Genomic DNA, 20,624 nt, shown 5'->3' with positions numbered 1-20,624 from the left:
GCAACACGAGGCGGCACCAAAGTGCCGCCAGTCAGGCTCAGTGCTTGCTTTTCAGGCCGAAGTTTTCATGCAGCGTGCCGGGTACATCCGCGTCTTTGGGCGCGTAATCCTTCGGCGGCTCGGTGAATGTCGGCGAGCTGAGGCGCTCACGGTGGCTATGATTCTCCTCGCTGTGCAGCGCCGCTTGCAGGCGCTGGCGAGTCTGCTCGTCAAGCGCCAGCTTGTCCGCACCTTCTGACAGGTGATCCTGCATGTCCTGATAGCTGTTAGTCAGCTTGCGCAACAAGCTGGCCGTGGTATTGAAATGGGTCACCACTTCGCTTTGATAGGTGTCCAGGCGCTCTTGCAGTTCGTCCACCTGGCGCTGTGTACTATTCGGCGCGCTGTTTCGCGCAATCAGGTAACCAATGACGATGCCGACGATCACGCCGACGATCGGGAGCAACCAGGTCGCGAAGGTCTGTTCCACGAATACTTCCTCTATAAAAACGGCTGTGCTGTTCAGCAGCGAAACCTTGCGCTGGCGGTCGGGCAGGGCGACTGTCGGGCCGGGACGCAGCTGCTATGCGCGGGCGCACCGCCTGATGCGGTGGTTTTTCCACGGCTTGATACGTTAACGTCTCGTTCCTGCCCTGTATACCGCAACACGCTATGGCGATCACCGCGCAGGGTGTAAGCAAGACGAGCCAATTAGCCCCAAGGTCACGGAGTTACTTTGTTGAAACGCGAAAACCCCATATCCATAGAGGGTCCGGCCGGCGTGCTGGAGGGCCTGCATTTCGATCAGCCCGAAGCGTGCGGACTGGCGCTGATCTGTCATCCCAACCCGGTCAAGGGTGGGACCATGCTGAATAAGGTGGTGTCGACCTTGCAGCGCACGGCTCGCGATGCGGGTTATGCGACGCTTCGGTTCAACTTTCGTGGGGTTGGCGGCAGTGCTGGGCACCATGACATGCACACCGGCGAAGTCGACGACGCCGAGGCCGCGCTGCGCTGGTTTCAGGCGCAGCACCCAGGATTGCCGCTGACATTGTTGGGTTTTTCCTTCGGTGGCTTCGTTGCGGCGGCGCTAGCGGGGCGGCTCGAAGCCCGAGGCGAAGCGTTGGAAAGACTGGTTCTGGTCGCGCCCGCGGTTTCGCGTCTTGTTGATCAGCCATTGGCTGAACGCTGCAAGTTGACCATCATCCAGCCCGACGATGATGAGGTCATCGAGCCAGCGTCGGTACATGCGTTTTCAGCCGGACTTCAACATCCTCATGAATTGCTGAAAGTGGCAGAATGCGGCCACTTTTTTCACGGCAAGCTGGTAGAGCTGAAAGAGCTGGTCGCGCCGCGATTGGGCTAGCGGTGAGCTAGTCGCCGCACGTGCTGCACGATCACTCGAACTGGCCGTGGCTCGCTCCATTTTCAACGGAACGCCAGCAGGTTTGCCGCTGGCGTCGACCGAATCGAGATCAACCTATGAAAACCCGAATTCTCACCGGTATCACCACCACCGGCACGCCTCATCTGGGCAATTACGCCGGCGCCATCCGCCCGGCCATCTTGGCTAGCCGGGAGGCCGATGCCGACTCCTTCTACTTCCTGGCCGATTACCACGCGCTGATCAAGTGCGACGACCCGCTGCGCATCCAGCAGTCGCGTCTGGAAATTGCTGCAACCTGGCTGGCCTGTGGCCTGGATGCGGATCGGGTGACCTTCTACCGCCAGTCCGATATTCCCGAGATACCCGAACTGACCTGGCTGTTGACCTGCGTCGCCGGTAAGGGACTGCTAAACCGCGCCCACGCTTACAAGGCGTCGGTAGACAAGAACGTCGAACTCGGTGAAGACCCTGACGCGGGCATCACGATGGGCTTGTTCAGCTATCCGGTGCTGATGGCGGCCGACATCCTCATGTTCAATGCACACAAGGTGCCGGTCGGGCGCGATCAGATTCAGCATGTGGAAATGGCACGTGACATCGCCCAGCGTTTCAACCACTTGTTTGGCAACGGCAAGGAACTCTTCACCCTTCCCGCAGCGGTGATCGAGGAAAGCGTGGCAACACTGCCTGGCCTTGATGGACGCAAGATGTCCAAGAGCTACGACAACACCATTCCGCTGTTCGCCAGCGCTAAAGAGCTGAAAAGCACCATCGCGCGCATTGTCACCGACTCCCGGCTGCCCGGTGAGCCTAAGAATCCAGACGACTCCCACCTGTTCACCATCTACCAGGCATTTGCCACCCCGGCGCAACTGGCCGAGTTCCGCGCCGAGCTGGTCAGCGGTCTGGCCTGGGGCGAGGCCAAGCAGCGCTTGTTCGACCTGCTCGATCGCGAGCTGGGCGAGGCGCGAGAGCGCTACCACACCCTGATGCAGCGCCCGGGAGATCTGGAGGATATCCTGCAGGCAGGTGCCGCCAAGGCGCGCAAGGTCGCAACGCCGTTCCTCGGCGAATTGCGGGAATCGGTGGGGCTGCGGAATTTCCGCAGCGAAGTGGCCAGTGCCGCGCCGGTGAAGAAAAAAGGTGGCAAGGCCGCTCGCTTCGCCAGTTTCCGCGAAACTGACGGCAGCTTCCGTTTCCGCTTTTTTGCCGCCGATGGAGAAGAGTTGCTGTTGTCACGGCCGTTCAGCGATCCCAAGGCGATTGGTGCGCTGAGTCAGCGCCTGATCGCGCAGGGCGTGGATGCCCTGGAACTCCGAGCGGATGAAGACAATCAATTTACCCTGTGGCTAGACGGCGATTGCATCGCTGACAGCCCCAGCTACGCCGATGAGCAGGCTTTGGAAGCAGCCATGCTGCGTCTGCGCCAGGCATTGGCGACGCTTGCTGCGTAACTCCCGCACCGGATGCGCCGATCGTGGTCGGCGCTTCCCTGCTGATCTCATACGAGGCTCCAGCAATTGAACGACCTGAGTAAATTGCCAACCACCCAGGGCGCGGCTAAAGTGTCGGCCCCGTTTCACTACCCAGAACCCGCCATGACCCCTCTTGAGCGCTATCAGGAAGACCTGAAACGTCCTGACTTTTTCCACGATGCCGCCCAGGAAACCGCGGTGCGACATCTGCAGCGTCTGTATGACGATCTGGTCGCAGACGACCGCAACAAGTCCGGGCTGCTTGGCAAGCTGTTCGGCAAGAAACACCAGGAGCCTGTGAAAGGCCTGTATTTCTGGGGCGGCGTTGGCCGCGGCAAGACCTATCTGGTCGACACCTTCTTCGACGCGCTGCCCATTGAGCGAAAGACCCGTACGCACTTTCACCGTTTCATGAAGCGCGTGCACGAAGAGATGCGCACGCTCAAGGGTGAGAAGAACCCGCTGACCATCATCGGCAAACGCTTTGCGGATGAGTCGCGGGTGATCTGTTTCGACGAATTCTTCGTGTCGGATATCACTGACGCGATGATCCTTGCGACCTTGCTGGAAGAGCTTTTCAAGAATGGCGTCAGCCTGGTCGCAACGTCCAACATTGTGCCGGACGGGCTCTACAAGGATGGCCTGCAACGTGCGCGCTTTCTGCCAGCGATCGAGTTGTTGAAGAAGCACACCGAGATCGTCAACGTCGACAGCGGTATCGATTACCGTCTACGTGCGCTCGAACAGGCCGAGCTCTACCACTTCCCGCTGGATGCCGAGGCGGAGCAGAGTCTGGAAAAGAGCTTCCGCAGCTTGCTGCCGGAGAAGTGCCGGGTTCAGGAAAACGAACCCTTGATGATCGAGAACCGCGAGATCGTTGCGCGCAAGGTTGCCAGTGGCGTGGCCTGGTTCGAGTTCCGTGAACTCTGCGACGGTCCGCGCAGCCAGAACGACTACATCGAGCTGGGCAAGATTTTCGATGCAGTGCTGGTTTCCAACATCGAGCGGATGGACGTTTCCAAGGACGACATGGCACGTCGGTTCATCAACATGGTTGACGAGTTCTACGACCGCAACGTCAAGCTGATCCTGTCGGCCGAGGTTGAGTTGAAAGACCTGTATGCAGGCGGCCGGCTTGAGTTCGAATTCCAGCGGACCCTGAGTCGTCTGCTGGAGATGCAATCCCACGAATATCTGTCGCGCCCGCACAAGCCCTGATAACGCCCATGCGACACACGCGGCAAGTCTGCTTCTCGCACGACTTGCCGTTTGTGTTTTATGGGTCAGGCGCTTTTATGGCGATACTGCTGTCGATACTGATTCGGCGACAGTTCGGTGTGCTGGCGGAACAGGCGGGCGAAGAAGCTCGCGTCGTCGTAACCCACTTCGTAGCTGATGGTCTTGATGCTTTTTCGGGTCGTGGAAAGCAGCGTCTTTGCCGTTTCGATGCGTAATCGCTGGAGATAGTGCAGCGGCTTGTCGCCAGTGGCCGTCTGGAACCGGCGCATGAAATTGCGAATGCTCATGCCGTGATCGCGCGCCACATCTTCGAACCGAAATTTCTCCGCGAAATGCTCCTCAAGCCATTCCTGGATCTGCAAAACCCGGGTGTCCAGGTGGAGCTTCTGTCCGCCGAAGCCTATTCGCCCCGGGTTGTAGTTGCGCCGGACCTCGAACAGGATGTCCCGCGCCATGCCTTGAGCGATATGGGCGCCGCAGTAGCGCTCGACCAGATGGATATAGAGGTCGCAGGCTGACGTGGTGCCGCCTGCACAGTAAAGATTATCGCTGTCGGTCAGGTGCTTTTCCTGAGTGAACAGCACGCGCGGAAACCGTTCGACGAATTCATGGGCGAAACGCCAGTGAGTGGTGCCCTCACGGCCGTCAAGCAACCCCGCAGCAGCCATCCAGAAGGCCCCGCTGGCCTCGCCGCAAATCGCGCTGCCGGCCGCATGCCGCTCCTGTAACCAGGGCGAAACCTGCGGATAGCGCTGGCAGATAGCGTCAAAGTCGCCCCAGAACGCTGGTAGGATCACGGCGTCTGCCTCATCCAGGGCTCCGTCCACTTCAATGCGTGGGCCGCTGAATGTACTGACCGACAGCCCGTCCGGGCTGACCAATGACGTCTCGAACGCGGGGTTGAGATCGAGTCCCAGCTGCTTGCCGTAGCGCAGGCTGGCCATGTGGAAGAAGTCCTTGGCATGGAGCAGGGTGGAGGCGAACACACCGTCTGTTGCCAGAATACTGATACGTTTCAAGGGGGGGGCGGTGAGCATGCGAGATCAGGCTGTTCCGATTGTTATTGTTTGGGGTAAAGCAGGGTAAAACTGCCGCAGTCCGGCGGGAGCGTCTTATTTTTTCGCGTGACTGTCCAGTCCCAATGCGGTGCGGCTGTGGAACCGTACCTGCTAGCGACCGTCAGATCAGGCTGAGGAGCACCATGACAGAACCTAGATCGCAACCTCGCGCTGACCTTCAGCGTTGGAGCGGAAGCACTGCTGATGCCCGCGCAATCCAGACCCAGCTAGCCGACAAGGTCGTCCTTGCCGATGAGTTCGGTCCGTTAAAAGTGATCGCCGGCGTCGATGTGGGCTTCGAGGACGGCGGCAAGATCACCCGTGCTGCGGTCGTACTTCTCGATGCCGAAACCCTCGAACCGCTGGCCCAGGCGCTGGCGCGAATACCGACTTGTATGCCTTACATTCCGGGGCTACTGTCGTTTCGCGAACTGCCTGCCGTGCTGCAGGCGCTCGACTCCCTCGATCAGACGCCCGATCTGATTTTTTCCGATGGGCATGGCATCGCTCATCCGCGTGGTCTTGGCATTGCGGCTCATCTGGGAGTCGTTACCGGGCTGCCGACCATCGGCGTCGCGAAGAAGATCCTGATCGGGACGCATACGGCGCTCGGCGAGCAGCGGGGCGAGCAGGTCGATCTGTTGGACAAGGGCGGAAAGGTGATCGGCACGGTTCTACGCAGCAAGGACAAGGTGCGTCCGCTGATCATTTCACCGGGCAACCGGGTCAGCCTGGAAACCGCACCGCAATTAGTCATGCGTTACGTCACCCGCTATCGGTTGCCCGAGCCAACCCGGCTGGCCGATCGCCTGGCCTCGCGCCGCGATGAGAAGAGCGCCGGTGCTCAGCAGTCGATGGAGTTGCGATAGCCTGACTGCTTGCAGCAGGGTGGTTGCAGGCGCTAGCCTTCAGACCCGCAGTTCAACCAGGTTTCGCCGTGATGCAGCTGGATCATGCGACAGGATGGTGCCGAAGTGTACGCCATTGCCCTTCGCCCAACTTCAACCAGCGTCCGGATGGCGAGATTTCGCTGCTGGTCATCCACAACATCAGCCTGCCGCCTGGCCAGTTCGGGACCGGGAAAGTCCAACAGTTTTTTCAGAACTGTCTGCCGTGCGACGAGCATCCCTTCTTCGGAGAAATAGCGAACCTGCAGGTGTCAGCGCACTTTCTGATCGAACGTGATGGCGCGATCACTCAGTTCGTCTCTTGTCTGGAGCGCGCCTGGCACGCCGGTGTTTCCTGTTTCGGTGACCGGCAAAGTTGCAACGATTTCTCCATTGGGATCGAGCTGGAGGGCACTGATGAAAAGCCGTTCAGCGAAGCCCAGTACGACAGCCTGATCTCACTGTGTCGCCTGCTTCAGCAAGCCTATCCGGCGATCACGCCGGAGCGCGTCTGTGGCCATAGCGATATCGCGCCGGGACGCAAGACGGACCCCGGTCCCGCATTTGATTGGCAACGTTTGCGCACGGCCTCGATCGTTGCCTGAACTGCCCTGACAGGATTCGATAGATGATTTTTCTCGTGGTGTTCTTGGCCCTGGTCATCGATAAGCTAACCGATTGGCGGCGTGCGGTGCAGGATGACGGGCCCTGGCTGCGCCTGCTGGAGCGCGTCGAGGGCGGCACGGAGTCGAGGCGCGGTCCATGGCTAAGTCTGGCCATTCTGGTGCTGCTGCCGGTGCTGTTGCTTGGCCTGTTGTTGATGGCGCTCGAGCCGCTGGCCTATGGCTGGCTAAGCCTGCCCTTGCACCTGCTGGTGCTGCTTTACAGTCTGGGTCGAGGCCAGGGCAAGCGTGAGCTCGGGCCGTTCCGCGATGCCTGGCGTCGTGGCGATGACGAAGCTGCAGCACTGGTCGCCGAGCGTGACCTGGGGCTCAGCGCGGCGGATGCGCCGGGCCTATTACGTGCCGTGGAAGCACAGCTGCTCTGGCGCAGCCATCAAGGCTTCTTTGCCGTGATCTTCTGGTACGTACTGCTTGGTCCCGTGGCGGCGCTCGCCTATCGGCTGCTTGCGTTGACCATCGAGCACGCCAAGGCCGAGGCCATACGCGAGCGGGCGGGCCAGTTCAGGCATGCCTTCGACTGGATACCGGTGCGGGTGCTGCTGGCCAGCTTCGGCTTGGTCGGCAATTTCGTTGCGGCTAATCGCGCCATGCTGGCTGATTTGTTGCACTGGGGTGTTCCTGCTCGGCAGCTCTTGGCCGAGGTCGGCCCAGTGGCGGCTGACCTGGACGAACCCTACGCCGGGCAGGCGGGCATCGGGCGCCTCGACAGTCTCGCCGCCTTGCTCGTGCGCGCTCGCATCCTCTGGTACGCGGCAATCGCACTCTGGATTCTGCTCCTCTAGCGAATCGATGCCGCTCAGCGCTGGGTAGAGACACTCCGCACAATAGGCACTCCGCATAAGTGCGGTGGATATGCCGGAATCGGCGTGTCTTCTGCCAGTTGTCGGGGTGTCACTCTGCCATTACCTTAAGTTACATGAGCCCCGTCCGATATCCCGTATAAGTTTTCTCGCACCCTTCTCTGACGAGCCCTGCCGCAGTCTCGACGCTGATGGCAATACAACAAAAAATTGGGAGACGTCTTTTGAAAAGTCTGTTGTATCCGGCCATCGCCCTGATGAACCGTCTGAGCTTCGGTATGAAGTTCAGCCTGATCAGCGTTCTGTTTTTCGTCCCAATGCTGCTGACCAATTTCTATCTGGTGCGCGACTCCTACGAGGAGTTCGTCGGCACCCGCACTGAGTTGCGCAGCCTGGAGCTGCTGGGCACGGCCTTGCAGCTACGCCGGGAAATGGAAGACTGGAAAGATCTGGTCGAGATCGAAGGCATTATCGGGCAGACCGGTGAAGTGCAGGCGCTGATCACCCGACTGGCCAATGCCGAACGAGAACTTGCCGCGCGAATGCAGAACCTGACGCCGGTCAGCGATAACCCTGAGCAGGTCGCCGAATTCGAAGCGCGCCGGGATGAGCTCAATGCTGCACTGCGTGAGGCTCAGTCGCAGCAGTCCTTGCAAGCAAAAGCCGCTATGGCGCGGGCGGTGTTGGCCAAGGCGCAGGTCATGATCAAGCTGATCGCCAGCCAGTCGGGCTTGAGCCAGGACAGTCAGCGTGATGTCCGCTTACTCTCTGAGCTTCTGACCTCGGCGACGCCGACCATCACCGCTGCGCTCGGTGAAGGTCGGGCGGTGGGCTCTTACACCTTTGGTCAGGGCTATTTGAACTCCGATGCCAGCAACAAACTGGACGACCTGCTGCTCGAGCTGGAGAAGCAGCAAGCGCAATACGGTGCCCAACTGCATGACGTGCTGGGCAGCAGCCCCGCCGCCCAGAGCCAACTTGATACACAGGCAAAGGCGAGCCGCGACTCTCTGCAGTCCAGCAGCGATATCTTCCAGGATCAGGTGATCATGGCCGAGGCGCTGGATCAGCCCTGGGAAAATTTCTACGACCTGATCAGCGCCGAGATGGCGAAAACCTATGCGCTCAACGACGCCATCCTCGGCTTCCTGGAGGACCAGCTCGAGCAGCGCCTGGAGCAGAAGCAATTACTGATGGTGTTGCTGCTGGCCGCACTGGCAGTGGTGTTTGTATTGATCGTCTACCTCTACAGCGCGTTCTACATGTCTACCCGCGCATCGCTGCGCAGCCTCGGTGCCACCATGGACCGAGTGGCGGCAGGGGATATGACAGCGCGTTTCAAGGTGCAAAGCCGCGACGAGCTGGGCGAGCTGGGTCAGGTGTTCAACGAGACGGTGTCGAAAATCCGCGAACTTATCGAGCGCGTCGGACATACAGTCGGGGAAGTGGAGCGTCAGGCTTCGCGCGTGGAAACCGTCTCTGGCGAGAGCAACCAGACGGTGTCGGAGCAGCGAGGGCAGATCGAGCAGGTCGCCACGGCAATGAACGAGATGTCCGCGACCGCGCAGGAAGTGGCCACCAGTGCTGAAGCCGCAGTGGGCAGCGCTCAGAGTGTCAATGAGGAAACCGTCAGCGGTCGCACCCTGGTCGAGGCGCAGGTGAGCGGCATCGGCCTCCTGGCCGCCGAGATCGAACAGTCGGTCAGTGTGATCAACCAGCTGGCAAGCGACAGCAAAGCCATCAGCCAGGTATTGGATGTCATCAAGGGCGTAGCCGAGCAGACCAACCTGCTGGCGCTCAACGCGGCAATCGAGGCGGCACGCGCAGGCGAGCAGGGCCGCGGCTTCGCTGTTGTGGCTGATGAAGTGCGCAGTCTGGCCAAGCGCACCCAACAATCCACCGAAGAAATCGAGCAGATGATCGGTCGCCTGCAGGGCGGCGTCGGTGCCGCGGTCAAGACCATGCACTCCAGCCACTCGATGGCTGAACAAACGGTCAGCCAGTCGGCCCAGGTTCAGCAGGCACTTGAAAATATCCTTGGTGCGGTCGGTGTCATCGTTGACCAGAATCACCAGATCGCCGCGGCCGCCGAGCAACAGACCGCCGTTGCTCATGACATTGATCGCAACATTGTCGCGATCAACGAGGCTGGGCAGCGCACCGCCGAGGGCGCAGGCCATACCGAGCAGGCAAGTCGCGAGCTCACCGAGTTGGTCGGGCGGCTGCAGCAACTGATCGGTGCGTTCCGCGTCTGATCCTGCCGCTTGTTAAGTGGCGCCCAGTCGCTTGTCGGCGTTGTGCCTAGGCAGTGATTTTGGGCAGAGCGGGCCTGGACTGAGCGCGATCACTTCCAGCCAAACAACTCGCAGCTGTTGCGATAGCTTGCGTCCGCCAGCTCTTCCGGGCTGATGCCGCGCAGTTCGGCCAGCTCTCTGCAGATGTCCGGGAGGAATTCCGGGCTATTGCGTTGACCGGCGTGGCTGTGGGGTGTGATGTCCGGGGCGTCTGTTTCCAGGACGATGCTCTCGAGTGGCAGTTGCTGCAGCACACGGTGCATGCGGTGCGCCTGGGGCCAAGTACCGGCGCCGCCCAGACCGAGCTTGTAGCCGAGCTTGATGTACTCCCGCGCTTCTTCCCAGCTGCCACTGAAGGCATGTGCGATGCCGGTGCGCTTGAGATTGTAGCGCTTCAAGGCGGCGATCATCGGCGCGTGGGCGCGGCGAACGTGAAGCAGTACCGGCAGTTCAAATTCATTGGCCAAGTCGAACTGTGCTTCGAGCAGCTCTTGCTGGCGATCCTTGTTCGGGTTTTCGATGTAATAGTCGAGGCCGATCTCGCCGATGGCGCAGAGCTTGTCTTGGCCGCGCAAGCGCTGCAACCAGTCGCGCAGCGCGTCGATATGCTCCGGTCGGTGATCCTGCAGGAATACTGGATGCAGGCCCAGCGCGGCATAGACGGCTGGCTCGTCCAATGCCATCTGCCAGACCCTGTCCCAGTTCGCCTGATGCACGCCAAGCACCAGAACGCGCTCGACTCCAGCCGTGGCGCAGCGGGCTAGCACCTCACCACGGTCCGCGTCGAAGGGATCGAAGTCGAGATGGGTGTGGGTGTCGATCAAGGGCAAGGCTGGCTCTCCTTCAGTGGGTGCGTGGCAGTGCGTCAGCGGTGTAATTCTTCTTCGATCTGGATATCGCTGACGCCCAGTTCGGCCATGCGGCTGTGCTCGCTGGCGCGTTCCGGGATTTCCCAGGGCGCGTCGACGCTGGCGCGGGGCTCTTTGACGTGGTGCAGCAGGATCTCCAGTTCGGCTTGCTCGATGGCGGGCGCTTCGAAGGCGCTCATTGTCAGCGAGGCGGGTTCGCCATTGATCAGGTAATGGATGCGGTAGCGTTTCAGTTCGGTCATGGCTGGGCTCTTTGCGGTGGCATGTGAAGCATCCGACCGCTAAATCGCTCTCAGGCTCCCGATTCATCACGCTCCGAGTCGAGCAGGGCGGCTTTTCGCTCGACACCCCAGCGGTAACCGGTCAGTGCCTGGTTGGCGCCCACCACGCGATGACAAGGCACCAGCAAGCCCACCGGGTTGCTGGCGCAGGCACGGGCTACAGCGCGCGCATGACTGCCAAGGCTTGCTGCCAGCTCACCGTAACGTCGGGTCTCGCCCGGCGGAATGCTCCGCAACGCCTGCCAGACTTGTTGCTGGAATGCAGTACCACGCAGGTCCAGCGGCAGCTGCGCGGCGCGGGTGGGCTCTTCCAGCTGGGTGATGATCGAACGCAGCCATTCGCCGAGCCCAGCCTGATCGGGCAGCAGATCTGCTGCCGAGAAACGGGAGCGCAGTTCTTCAAGTAACGCCTGCCGTTCATCTCCGAACAACAGTGCGCATATCCCCTTCTCGCTGGCCGCCACCAGCAGCAGCCCCAAGGGGCACGGGCTGGTGGCATAGCGCAGGGTTTCGCCGGCACCTTTGCGTCGGCGCTGGGCCGGGCTGATCGCGGCGGTGTGCTGATAGGCGCCGCGCGTGCTGCCGTAGCCGGCGTCCAAGGCTGCGCCAAGCACTGACTCGGCATCCGGCAGCTGCATCTCCAATCGCTCTCGTCGGCGCGCTGCGGCCCAGGCGCGAGGCGTCAGGCTGGTTCGCGCCTTGAATGCGCGCGCCAGATGCGACGATGACAGGCCGATACGGGCAGCCAGCTGCTCCAGGGTCATCGGTTCGACGCTCTCATCCAGCAGGCGGCAGGCGGCGATTACCAGCTCATCGAGCTGTTCGGCGAGGCTCTTGCCTTGAGGCGAACAGCGTCTGCACGCGCGGAAACCGGCGGCCTCGGCCTCGTGGATGTGGCTGAAAAAGCTGACACCCTCGCGCCGGGGACGACGTGCCGGGCAGCTCGGACGGCAAAAGATTCGGGTCGAATGCACGGCAAACACGAAGCGCCCATCGAAGCTCGGATCGCGATCGCAGAGCGCTTGCCAGCAGTGGTCGAAATCGAGCATTGCAGTGCTCCCTGGGTGAATGAGCGCGATTGTCCGCCCTGGCCGGCTCTGATGCCAATCCACAGTACGCTTTCAAACTTGCGGGCGAGCATGGAAGCCCGTTCGTGATTGCCGTAACCTGCAGATCTGCATAGTCAAATAGGGTCTGTAAGCCGCTGATGAAAACGCCAAAACGACTCGAGCCGTTGGTCGAGGATGGGCTGATCGACGAAGTGCTGCGCCCGCTGATGAGCGGCAAGGAAGCAGCGGTTTATGTAGTGCGCTGTGGTGATGAGCTACGTTGCGCCAAGGTCTACAAGGAAGCCAACAACCGCAGCTTCAGACAGGCCGTCAAATACCAGGAAGGCCGCAAGGTTCGAAGCAGCCGCGATGCTCGCGCCATGGCCAAGGGCTCCAAGCATGGGCGCAAGGAGAAAGAAGAAAACTGGCAGAACGCTGAAGTGGCCGCCTTGTTCAGGCTGGCGGATGCGGGCGTGCGTGTGCCCAAACCGTATGACTTTCTCGATGGCGTGCTGCTGATGGAGATGATCTCCGGCGAAGACGGCGATGCCGCGCCACGTCTCAACGACGTCGACCTGCACCCCGACGATGCGCGGGAATTTCATGCGTTCATGATCCATGAAGTGGTCAAGATGCTCTGCGCCGGGCTGGTGCATGGCGACCTCTCCGAGTTCAACGTGCTGCTTGATGAGCATGGGCCAGTGATCATCGACCTGCCTCAGGCAGTCGATGCGGCGGGTAACAACCACGCCTTCGAGATGCTCGAAAGGGACGTTGGCAACATGTCCGCCTACTTCGGGCAGTTCGCGCCCGAACTCAAGTTCACCCGCTACGCCAAGGAAATGTGGGCGCTGTACGAAGACGGCAAGCTCACGCCTGAGTCCGAGCTCACCGGGGAATTCGCCGAGCCGGAAGACGCGGCGGACTTGGATGCCGTGATGCGGGAAATCAAGGCGACCCTGGCCGATCAGGCGCGCAAGGAAGCCCTGCGCAACGCAACGGACGAGCCTAGCGACGAGCCGCCCACGCCGCCCTGGATGCGCAACTGAGCGGCGCCTGGCGGGGCTTGATCGCTTGATCTCAGACACGGAGGGACGCTATTCGGGCGTCCCACTTTGGAGCGATCACTGTTCAGTGTCCGCGTGATGCTAGCTGCCTATTAGCGTCGGGATCGCCAGCAAGCTGGCTCCTACAGAGCGAAGGCGTTCCGGGCGCTGAGGATCGCAAGGCTGGTCGGCGGTCCGCTTTTCGTAGGAGCGAGCTTGCTCGCGATCATCGCCCGGCGTTCCCCCAGATGCTCGCTGCCTGTGCGAGTCCTGATCGCCAGCAAGCTGGCTCCTACAGAGCGAAGGCGTTCCGGGCGCAGAGGCTCGCAAGGATGGTCGGCGGTCCGCTTTTCGTAGGAGCGAGCTTGCTCGCGATCATCGCCCGGCGTTCCCCCGGATGCTCGCTGCCTGTGCGAGTCCTGATCGCCAGCAAGCTGGCTCCTACAGAGCGAAGGCGTTCCGGGCGCTGAGGCTCGCAAGATTGGTCGGCTTTCCGCTTTTCTTAGGAGCGAGCTTGCTCGCGCTCATAGCCGGCGTTCCCGGGGTGCTCGCTGCCTGTACTAGTCCTGATCGCCAGCAAGCTGGCTCCTACAGAGCGAAGGCGTCCCGGGCGCTGAGGTTCGCAAGGCTGGTCGGCGGTCCGCTTGTCGTAGAAGCGAGCTTGCTCGCGATCAGCGCCCGGCGTTCACTCTAGGACAGTCGCAGAACTACTGCTCCGAATGCTCCGGCTGCTCCGGCGCTTCGCTCGTGTTGTCTGCATCCGACACGGCGCTCGGCTTCATCTCCCAGCCGCCACCCAATGCCACGAACAAAGCCACCTGCGCAGTTGCCAGAGCGGTTCGTCCCTGCAACGCCTGCTGGCGAGCCTGTAGCGATCCGCGCTGGGCATCGAGCACCTCGTTGAGGTTCGCCTCGCCCAGTCGATAGCTCTTCTGCGCCAGCTCATAGGCGTAGGCACGATGGCGGAGGGTGGTGCGCAGCGACTCAAGGCGGCGTTGTTGCCCGTCGATGCGCACCAGTGAGCGCTCCACGTCCTCCAGTGCTTGAGCCAGTGCCTGCTGGAAGCCCAGGTAGGCGCTCTCGCCCTCTGCATCGGCTAGGTCGATCGCCGCACCGCGCCGGCGGTAGTCGAGAAAGGGCAGGCCGAAAGTCGCACCGAGGCGGGCGAAATTCGACGCGGTGGAAAAGGCATCGCCCAGCGCCAGGCCGGAACGCCCCAGAGCCGCCTGTAGCGCCAGGGTCGGGAACAGGTCGCGGCGGGCGGCCAACGATTGCAGTTGAGCTGCCTGCAGTTGCGCCGCTTCGGCAATCAAGTCCGGACGTCTTCGCAGCAGGTCCAGGGGTTGTCCGGGCGGGATGGGTTTGTCTGCCAGCGGAACCTTGGCGTCGGCTGTTAGCCGCCGGGCGATGCTTCCCGGTGGTTCGGCGAGCAGCGTATCCAGAGCCAGCCTCGCTTCGGCCAGGTTGATTTCCAGTTCGTCCAGATCCGCCTGCAGTGAGGCACGCTCAGCGGCGCTGGATTCGACATCCAGCCGAGTGACCTCGCCCGCCTCGAATAGTCGGCGGGCGATGTGTTCGAGGCCTTTCGCCAGCTCGATCCCCTCAACCAAAAGCGCGCGTTGCCCCTCAAGGGCGCGCAGTTGCATGTAGCCCTGCGCCATGCTCGAGGCGACCGCCAGCCGGGCTGCAATGGCCTGGGCCTGGGCGGATCGGATCTGCTGGCGCGCACTTTCGGTTCGCGCGCGGGTGGCGCCGAAGATATCCAGCTCCCAGCTGGCCTGTAGCGCCAGTTCCCAGTTATCGAAGGTGATCACGTCTTCATCTGGAATAAATTGGCCGATGGGGCTGTTGGGGTCCTGCTCGTTGTTGTTCTCGATCCACTGGCGGCTGGCCGAACCGGGCAGATCGAAGGTGGGGAAGAGTCCCGCGCGGGCCTGCCGCAACTGCGCACGTGCGGTGTCGACGCGCAGCATGGCCAGGCGGATGTCGCGGTTGTTCTCCAGCGCCTGGCGCACGAGCCTTGTCAGCACTGGATCATCGAATCGCTGCCACCAGTCGGCAAGCGCCTCGGCATCGGCTGGCTGTTGGCGCACTGCATGGAACCAGCTATCCGGCACGTCGGGCGCCGGGCGCTCCGGTACGCTGGAGCAGGCGCCAAGGGCCAAAGCCAGTGCCCAGACCAGCGGCGTGCGGGGCAATCGGCTCGGCATCAGGTTTCCTCCGGTTTGACGCGCATGAACAACAGGTACAGGCAGGGCACCGCCAGCAAGGTGAGCAGGGTGGCGAAGCCCAGCCCGCCCATGATGGTCACGGCCATGTTGGCGAAGAAGGGGTCGAACAGCAGCGGCACCATGCCCAGTACCGTGGTGCCGGCCGCCATCATCACCGGTCGCAGGCGCGAAGCGGAGGCTTCGATGATGGCCGTCAGTCGAGGGACCTCGTCTTCTATCTGCCGGTCGATCTCGTCCACCAGCACCACGGCATTCTTGATTAGCATGCCCGTCAGGCTGAGCAGGCCGAGCAGGGCCATGAAGCCGAACGGTTGGCCGGTCACCAGCAGCCCGAGCGTGACGCCGCACAGCGCCATCGGCACCACCAGCCAGATCATCATGGGCTGGCGGACCTTGGCAAACAGCAGCACCGTGACCAACACCATCGCCAGATAGGGCACCGCGAGCGTGCTGGCCAGCGCCTGCTGGGCATCGGATGACTGTTCGTGGTCGCCGCCCCATTCCAGCGAATAGCCGATCGGCAGTTCGATGTCTTCGATCAACGGACGAATGCGCTCGAAAGCGACGTTGGTGTTCTCGCCGTCGCGCGGTTCAGCACGGACGGCGATGGTCCGTTCGCGGCCGTAACGGCGAATCATCGACTCCTCGGTCGTAGCCTCAACGCCGTCCGCAACCTGGGCCAGGGGCACATAGCTGCGGGTGGCCGGGCTCCAGATCAGCCGTTGCAGCAGATCGCCTGGTTCGACGCGATCCTCCGGCGTGGCGCGCAGGAGGATCGGGATCAGCTCGTCCTGATCGCGGAACACGCTGACCTGCTGGCCCTCGCTGGCCACCGACAGCGCCTGCGCCACCTGTTGGCGGGTCAGCCCTGCATCGGCCAGGCGGTCCAGGGCCAGCCGCGGACGCAGCACCGGCACAGGCGAGCGCCAGTCGTCGCGGATGTTGAAGACCTGACCCTGCTCCTGAAGGATTCGCTGACCTTCGGCCGACAGTCGGCGCAGCTCGTCAATGTCGGGGCCGCTGATCCGCGCTTCGAGCTTGGCTTCGGCGTTAGGGCCGAACATGAATTGCGCGGCGGCGGCGTCGGTAGAAGGATAGCGGCCCGGTAATGTCTGGTTCACCTCGCGAACCAGGTCGGCGATCACCTCGGCATTTTCGGTGCGTACCAGAAAATGCATCAGCGCCGGGTTAGGCTGTTCTGGCGCGTAGGTGAGCATGAAGCGCGACGCGCCCGCGCCGACAAAGGTCGACACATCGGTTACGCCGTCCAGCTGCTTCAGGTAGGCCTCAACATCTTCGGCAGTGCGGCTGGTCTCGCGCATATGCGTGCCCTGCGGCAGGAACAGGTTCACGTAGAAGATCGGTGTACTCGACGGCGGAAAGAAGCTCTGCGGCACGCGGCTGAAGCCCAGCACGCTGAGGACTGTGAGCACCACTAAGATGCCCAGTGTCAGCCAGGGGCGACCCAGCACTCCACCGGCGATACGGCGGTAGCGGTTGTAGATCGGCCCGCTGTAGGCATCGTCCGGGTCGGTGTCATCGTCCTCTTTATCGCCCTTGCGCTCGAGCAGGTAGTGCCCGAACAGCGGCACGACCAGCAGCGCAAGCAACCAGCTGAGCAGCAGCGAGGCGGCGATGACGAAGAACAGCGAGAAGAGGAATTCACCGGTTGTGTCCTGGGACAGGCCGATCCCGGCAAAGGCCAGGATGCCGATGATGGTTGCGCCCAGCAGCGACCACTGCGTTTGCTGCAGCGTCTTGCGAGAGGCTTCGAGAATGCTTTTGCCGCGCTGTTTCTCGATCAGCATGCCGTCGCAGACCACTACGGCATTGTCCACCAGCATGCCCATGGCGATGATCAGCGCGCCGAGGGAGATGCGTTCCAGCTCGATCCCCCCGATCCACATGAGCAGCAGCGTGCCGAGCACGGTGAGAAACAGCACGGCGCCGATGATCGCGCCGGCGCGTACACCCATGGCCAGGCACAGCACGCCGACGACGATGGCCACCGACAGGAAGACGTTGAGCGCGAAGCTGTTGACCGATTCGTTGACGATGCTGTGCTGCTGATACAACGGATGCAGTTCGGCGCCCAGCGGCATCAGGTACTGCATGGACTCCAGCTTCGCCTCGACGCTACGACCGACTTCGACGATGTTGCTGCCCGACACACCGCTGACGCCGAGGGTCAATGCCGGCTCACCGTTGTGGCGGATGATCTGGCGCGGGCGTTCGGCGTATTCGCGTTTCAAGGTGGCGATGGAGCCCAGGTCGACACTTTGCTGGCCTTGGCCCACTGGCAATGCACGCAGCGCATCCAGGGAGTCGAACGCGCCGGTCGGGCGGATGTGGACGAAAAACTCGCCGGCTCGCACACCGCCGGCTTCCACCGCGGCGTCGGCATCGGTCAGTGCCGCAACCAGCTCTTGTGGAGACAGCTTCAGTGCGGCCAGACGCGCCTGATCGACTTCCACCAGAATTCGCTCTTCACGCACGCCGGCCAGTTCGACCTGACCAACGCCGTCCGCCGTGATCAGCCCGCGGCGCAGGTCCTTTGCGACTTCATGCAGCTCTTCCAGCGTCAGGCCTTCACCGGTCAGGGCAAAGAAGATGCCGTAGACATCGCCAAAGTCGTCGTTAACCAGCGGTGGGTCCAGGCCGGGAGGCAGCTGTTGTCGAGCATCCTCGACCTTGCTGCGCAACTGGTCCCAGATCTGATCGAGCTGTTCACCCGAGTAACGGTCCTGAATTTCGACACGGATTTCCGCCAGGCCGATCATCGAGCGCGAGCGGATCTGCTTCACCTCGGAAAGCTCCTGGATGGCGCTTTCCAGGGGTTCTGTCACTTCCTGCTCGACCTCGAGCGCCGTCGCGCCGGGATACTGCACCGTGACGATGGCTTCTTTGATGGTGAATTCGGGATCTTCCAGTCGGCCCATTTCGAAGAACGCGACGACGCCCCCGACCAGGCAGATCAGGACCAGAACCCAAATGTTGACCGGTTTGCAGATGGCGTAACGAGCTAAATCCATCCGCTTACTTCCGCCGTTCGGCTTTGATCGGCTGGTCTTCCGCCAGCTTGCTGCCGCCCGCTACCACCACCAGCATGTCGTTGTTCAGCTCGCCGCTGACCACCGCGTGATCGTTTTCGATGCGCTCGAGCTGCAAGTCCTGGCGCTGGGCATGGCCGTCAACCGCTAACCAGAGGTAATGGCTGCCGTTCGGCGCTGTTTGCACGGCGTTGAGCGGCAGGCGAAAACGCGGCGGCGTATCGCTTTGCGAGGCGGCAGGCCGCTGGAGGCGAACCCGCATAGCCATTCCCGGCAGCAGGTTGTAGTCCGCCGGCGACTCGCCCTGCAATGTCAGATTGTAGGTGCGTGAGCCCTCGCGAGGCTGGGTGCTGTGTTCCTTGTAGGCCAATGGCAGGGTCAGGTCGGCGATGACCAGTTCGCCCACGGCCTCCAATGTGCTGTTCAGTGGAATGCTCAGCGCCGCGCTCTCTGGCAGGTCGACCGCGACCTCGATGTGCTGGTTGTTCTGCAGTTCCAGTACGGGCGAGCCTGTGGCAACCACCATGTCCGGTTCGACCAGCCGGCGCGCGACCACACCGTCGAACGGTGCCTCCAGCGTGCTGTGATTGACGTTACGAAGGGCGCTGTCACGGGCGACCCGCGCCGCCACCACATTGGCCTGCAGGGGTTCGACCGCGGCGGGAGCGAGAATCCCCTCGGCCAAAAGGGCGCGTTTACGGGTCAGATCTGCCTCCAGCTGGCGCAGCCGCGCCTCGGCTTCGCGCAGTTGCAGCTCGTAGTCGGTGTCATCGAGCTTGGCCACCGGCTGACCTTTTTCAACGCGTTCGCCCTCGTCGACGAGGATCCGCTCGACGCGGCCCGGCACCTGGAATGCCAGCTGCGTGCTGGTCACGCTGTCGACCACCCCCGGAAAGCGTAGCGCCTCGGGGCCGTTATCAATGCGCTGCAGGGGCTCGACGAAAGCGACGCGTGGCGGGACTTGCGCAGGTTCCGTGTCCTCGGAGCAGCCAGACAGCGCCAGCAACATGCAGATCGAAGCGGTGATATTGAGATGCGGTGAGTGGCCTCTCGACGATAAAAGCGGCATCCGTTCTCCTGGACGATAGGGGCGAGCAAGACGTCGCGGTGCCAGTGCGAAACGCCGCGACAGAACCAGTAGAACCCCGCTCTGGCTCGGGAGTTCGACCTATGCTGAAGTGACCCGCTGGTCAGCCGTTTTTGCCTGCGGCAATGGGGCTGCGGTCAATCTGCCGCCGATTGGGCGTATCATTGCCCGGCGTTCAAATGTCAGTGCAGGAGAGAGTCGCAATGCAAGGTCAGCCACAGGTCATCGAATATTTGAAAGAACTGCTGCGTGGGGAGCTGGCGGCGCGCGATCAGTATTTCCTGCACTCGCGGATGTATGCCGATTGGGGCTTCACCAAGCTCTACGAGCGAATCAATCACGAGATGGAAGAGGAAACCCAGCACGCCGACGCGCTGCTCAAACGCATCCTGTTCCTTGAAGGCACTCCGGACATGACGCCCGAGGCGATGCATCCAGGCCAAACGGTCCCTGAGATGTTGCGAGCCGATCTGGCACTCGAATACAAGGTGCGCGAAGCCTTGGCCAAAGGCATCACGCTGGCCGAGCAGCATGGCGATTACCAGACGCGTGAAATTCTAGAATTGCAGCTGATGGACACCGAAGAGGATCACGCCTACTGGCTGGAGCAGCAGCTCGGCATGATCGATCGTATCGGCTTGCAGAATTATCTGCAGACGCAGGCAAGCTGATCGCGCAAACGATTCACCACGAGGCCAGGCGCAATGCCTGGCCTCGTTGCATCTGGACGGCGTTGAGTGTTCATCGCCGGGGCAGGCTTGCCAGATGTGCCGTTAAGCGCAACACCCGCCGGACTCAAGGTCCTTGAGGATCGGGCAATCCGGCCGGTCATCGCCCTGACAGGTGTCGACCAGCTCTTGCAGGGTGTCGCGTAACCCCACCAGTTCAGCGATCTTCTGATTGAGCGCCTCGATATGCGCCCCGGCCAGGGACTTCACGTCAGCGCTGGCGCGATGGCGGTCCTGCCAGAGGGTGAGCAGTTTGCTCACTTCATCCAGCGAAAAGCCCATGTCGCGCGAGCGCTTGATGAAGGCGAGGCGGTGCAGGTCTTCATCGCCGTAGTGGCGATAGCCGTTGGCGCTGCGTCCGGCGGGTGAGATCAGGTCGATGGACTCGTAGTAGCGAATCATCTTTGCCGATAACCCGCTTTTCATTGCTGCTTGGCCAATGTTCATGTGCGCATCCAGACGAATCGGTGTGAGGCTGTTG

The 20,624-nt window shown here is 62.0% G+C and carries 18 protein-coding genes; 9 read left to right on the top strand and 9 right to left on the bottom strand.

Annotated elements, in window-relative coordinates:
• Positions 1 to 37: 37 nt before the first annotated feature.
• Positions 38 to 469 carry a Z-ring associated ZapG family protein gene (locus tag ACQKIK_RS07325; RefSeq protein ID WP_045424472.1) on the bottom strand — a complete coding sequence of 144 codons (432 nt, stop codon included), beginning with the start codon at positions 467 to 469 and terminating at the stop codon, positions 38 to 40.
• A 246-nt stretch (positions 470 to 715) separates the two neighbouring features.
• Between ACQKIK_RS07325 and ACQKIK_RS07320 the strand changes: the two genes are divergently transcribed.
• From ACQKIK_RS07320 to zapE, 3 genes are all read left to right on the top strand, one after another.
• The gene (locus tag ACQKIK_RS07320; protein WP_046163154.1) at positions 716 to 1,345 is read left to right on the top strand and encodes an alpha/beta hydrolase; all 630 of its coding nucleotides are present in this window, start codon (positions 716 to 718) and stop codon (positions 1,343 to 1,345) included.
• 116 nt (positions 1,346 to 1,461) lie between these two features.
• Positions 1,462 to 2,820 carry a tryptophan--tRNA ligase gene (locus ACQKIK_RS07315; protein WP_499135419.1) on the top strand — a complete coding sequence of 453 codons (1,359 nt, stop codon included), beginning with the start codon at positions 1,462 to 1,464 and terminating at the stop codon, positions 2,818 to 2,820.
• Positions 2,821 to 2,964: 144 nt separating this feature from the next.
• The gene (gene zapE, locus ACQKIK_RS07310) at positions 2,965 to 4,059 is read left to right on the top strand and encodes a cell division protein ZapE (RefSeq protein WP_045424478.1); all 1,095 of its coding nucleotides are present in this window, start codon (positions 2,965 to 2,967) and stop codon (positions 4,057 to 4,059) included.
• 65 nt (positions 4,060 to 4,124) lie between these two features.
• Here the strand turns inward: zapE and ACQKIK_RS07305 are convergent, their stop codons facing one another.
• On the bottom strand, positions 4,125 to 5,117 hold the full coding sequence (locus tag ACQKIK_RS07305; protein WP_045424480.1) for a GlxA family transcriptional regulator: 993 nt from the start codon (positions 5,115 to 5,117) through the stop codon (positions 4,125 to 4,127).
• A gap of 164 nt (positions 5,118 to 5,281) precedes the next feature.
• On the opposite strand from ACQKIK_RS07305, the gene nfi reads away from it, so the two are divergent.
• The 4 genes from nfi (at position 5,282) to ACQKIK_RS07285 (ending at position 9,763) form a co-directional block, all read left to right on the top strand.
• A complete protein-coding gene (gene nfi, locus ACQKIK_RS07300) occupies positions 5,282 to 6,007 on the top strand; it encodes a deoxyribonuclease V (RefSeq protein ID WP_499135417.1) in 726 nt (241 codons plus the stop codon).
• 71 nt (positions 6,008 to 6,078) lie between these two features.
• Positions 6,079 to 6,630 carry a 1,6-anhydro-N-acetylmuramyl-L-alanine amidase AmpD gene (gene ampD / locus ACQKIK_RS07295; protein ID WP_499135415.1) on the top strand — a complete coding sequence of 184 codons (552 nt, stop codon included), beginning with the start codon at positions 6,079 to 6,081 and terminating at the stop codon, positions 6,628 to 6,630.
• 23 nt (positions 6,631 to 6,653) lie between these two features.
• Positions 6,654 to 7,490: a regulatory signaling modulator protein AmpE gene (gene ampE / locus ACQKIK_RS07290; RefSeq protein ID WP_499135414.1), complete on the top strand. Its 837-nt coding sequence runs from the start codon at positions 6,654 to 6,656 to the stop codon at positions 7,488 to 7,490.
• Positions 7,491 to 7,732: 242 nt separating this feature from the next.
• Positions 7,733 to 9,763 (top strand): methyl-accepting chemotaxis protein, encoded by a 2,031-nt coding sequence (locus tag ACQKIK_RS07285; RefSeq protein ID WP_499135413.1) that lies wholly within the window; start codon positions 7,733 to 7,735, stop codon positions 9,761 to 9,763.
• An 89-nt stretch (positions 9,764 to 9,852) separates the two neighbouring features.
• Here the strand turns inward: ACQKIK_RS07285 and ACQKIK_RS07280 are convergent, their stop codons facing one another.
• From ACQKIK_RS07280 to ada, 3 genes are read right to left on the bottom strand one after another with little or no spacing between them, the layout of a single operon-like run.
• The gene (locus tag ACQKIK_RS07280; RefSeq protein WP_499135412.1) at positions 9,853 to 10,632 is read right to left on the bottom strand and encodes a TatD family hydrolase; all 780 of its coding nucleotides are present in this window, start codon (positions 10,630 to 10,632) and stop codon (positions 9,853 to 9,855) included.
• A gap of 35 nt (positions 10,633 to 10,667) precedes the next feature.
• Positions 10,668 to 10,913: a hypothetical protein gene (locus ACQKIK_RS07275; protein ID WP_127840095.1), complete on the bottom strand. Its 246-nt coding sequence runs from the start codon at positions 10,911 to 10,913 to the stop codon at positions 10,668 to 10,670.
• Between the two features lie 50 nt (positions 10,914 to 10,963).
• The gene (gene ada / locus ACQKIK_RS07270) at positions 10,964 to 12,001 is read right to left on the bottom strand and encodes a bifunctional DNA-binding transcriptional regulator/O6-methylguanine-DNA methyltransferase Ada (protein ID WP_499135411.1); all 1,038 of its coding nucleotides are present in this window, start codon (positions 11,999 to 12,001) and stop codon (positions 10,964 to 10,966) included.
• A 158-nt stretch (positions 12,002 to 12,159) separates the two neighbouring features.
• Here ada and ACQKIK_RS07265 point away from each other — a divergent pair, with 158 nt between their 5' ends.
• Entirely contained in the window at positions 12,160 to 13,050 is an 891-nt protein-coding gene (locus ACQKIK_RS07265) for a PA4780 family RIO1-like protein kinase (protein ID WP_045424500.1), read from the top strand.
• Between the two features lie 704 nt (positions 13,051 to 13,754).
• On the opposite strand, the gene ACQKIK_RS07260 is transcribed toward ACQKIK_RS07265, so the two are convergent.
• Genes ACQKIK_RS07260 through ACQKIK_RS07250 form a run of 3 tightly spaced genes read right to left on the bottom strand, consistent with a single transcriptional unit; the run spans position 13,755 to position 19,397 of the window.
• Entirely contained in the window at positions 13,755 to 15,257 is a 1,503-nt protein-coding gene (locus ACQKIK_RS07260) for an efflux transporter outer membrane subunit (RefSeq protein ID WP_499135410.1), read from the bottom strand.
• On the bottom strand, positions 15,257 to 18,310 hold the full coding sequence (locus ACQKIK_RS07255; protein WP_499135408.1) for an efflux RND transporter permease subunit: 3,054 nt from the start codon (positions 18,308 to 18,310) through the stop codon (positions 15,257 to 15,259). The genes ACQKIK_RS07260 and ACQKIK_RS07255 overlap by 1 nt, the downstream gene beginning before the upstream one ends.
• Positions 18,311 to 18,314: 4 nt before the next feature.
• On the bottom strand, positions 18,315 to 19,397 hold the full coding sequence (locus ACQKIK_RS07250; protein WP_499135407.1) for an efflux RND transporter periplasmic adaptor subunit: 1,083 nt from the start codon (positions 19,395 to 19,397) through the stop codon (positions 18,315 to 18,317).
• A 221-nt stretch (positions 19,398 to 19,618) separates the two neighbouring features.
• Here ACQKIK_RS07250 and bfr point away from each other — a divergent pair, with 221 nt between their 5' ends.
• Positions 19,619 to 20,086, top strand: a complete 468-nt coding sequence (gene bfr / locus ACQKIK_RS07245) for a bacterioferritin (protein ID WP_045424510.1) — start codon at positions 19,619 to 19,621, stop codon at positions 20,084 to 20,086.
• Positions 20,087 to 20,188: 102 nt separating this feature from the next.
• Here the strand turns inward: bfr and cueR are convergent, their stop codons facing one another.
• Positions 20,189 to 20,590: a Cu(I)-responsive transcriptional regulator gene (gene cueR, locus ACQKIK_RS07240; RefSeq protein ID WP_499135405.1), complete on the bottom strand. Its 402-nt coding sequence runs from the start codon at positions 20,588 to 20,590 to the stop codon at positions 20,189 to 20,191.
• Between the last annotated feature and the right edge of the window lie 34 nt (positions 20,591 to 20,624).

The organism is Pseudomonas sp. NPDC047961 (assembly GCF_050272435.1).
Taxonomy (GTDB): Bacteria; Pseudomonadota; Gammaproteobacteria; order Pseudomonadales; family Pseudomonadaceae; genus Stutzerimonas.
This window is presented reverse-complemented; position numbering and strand designations above follow the sequence as displayed.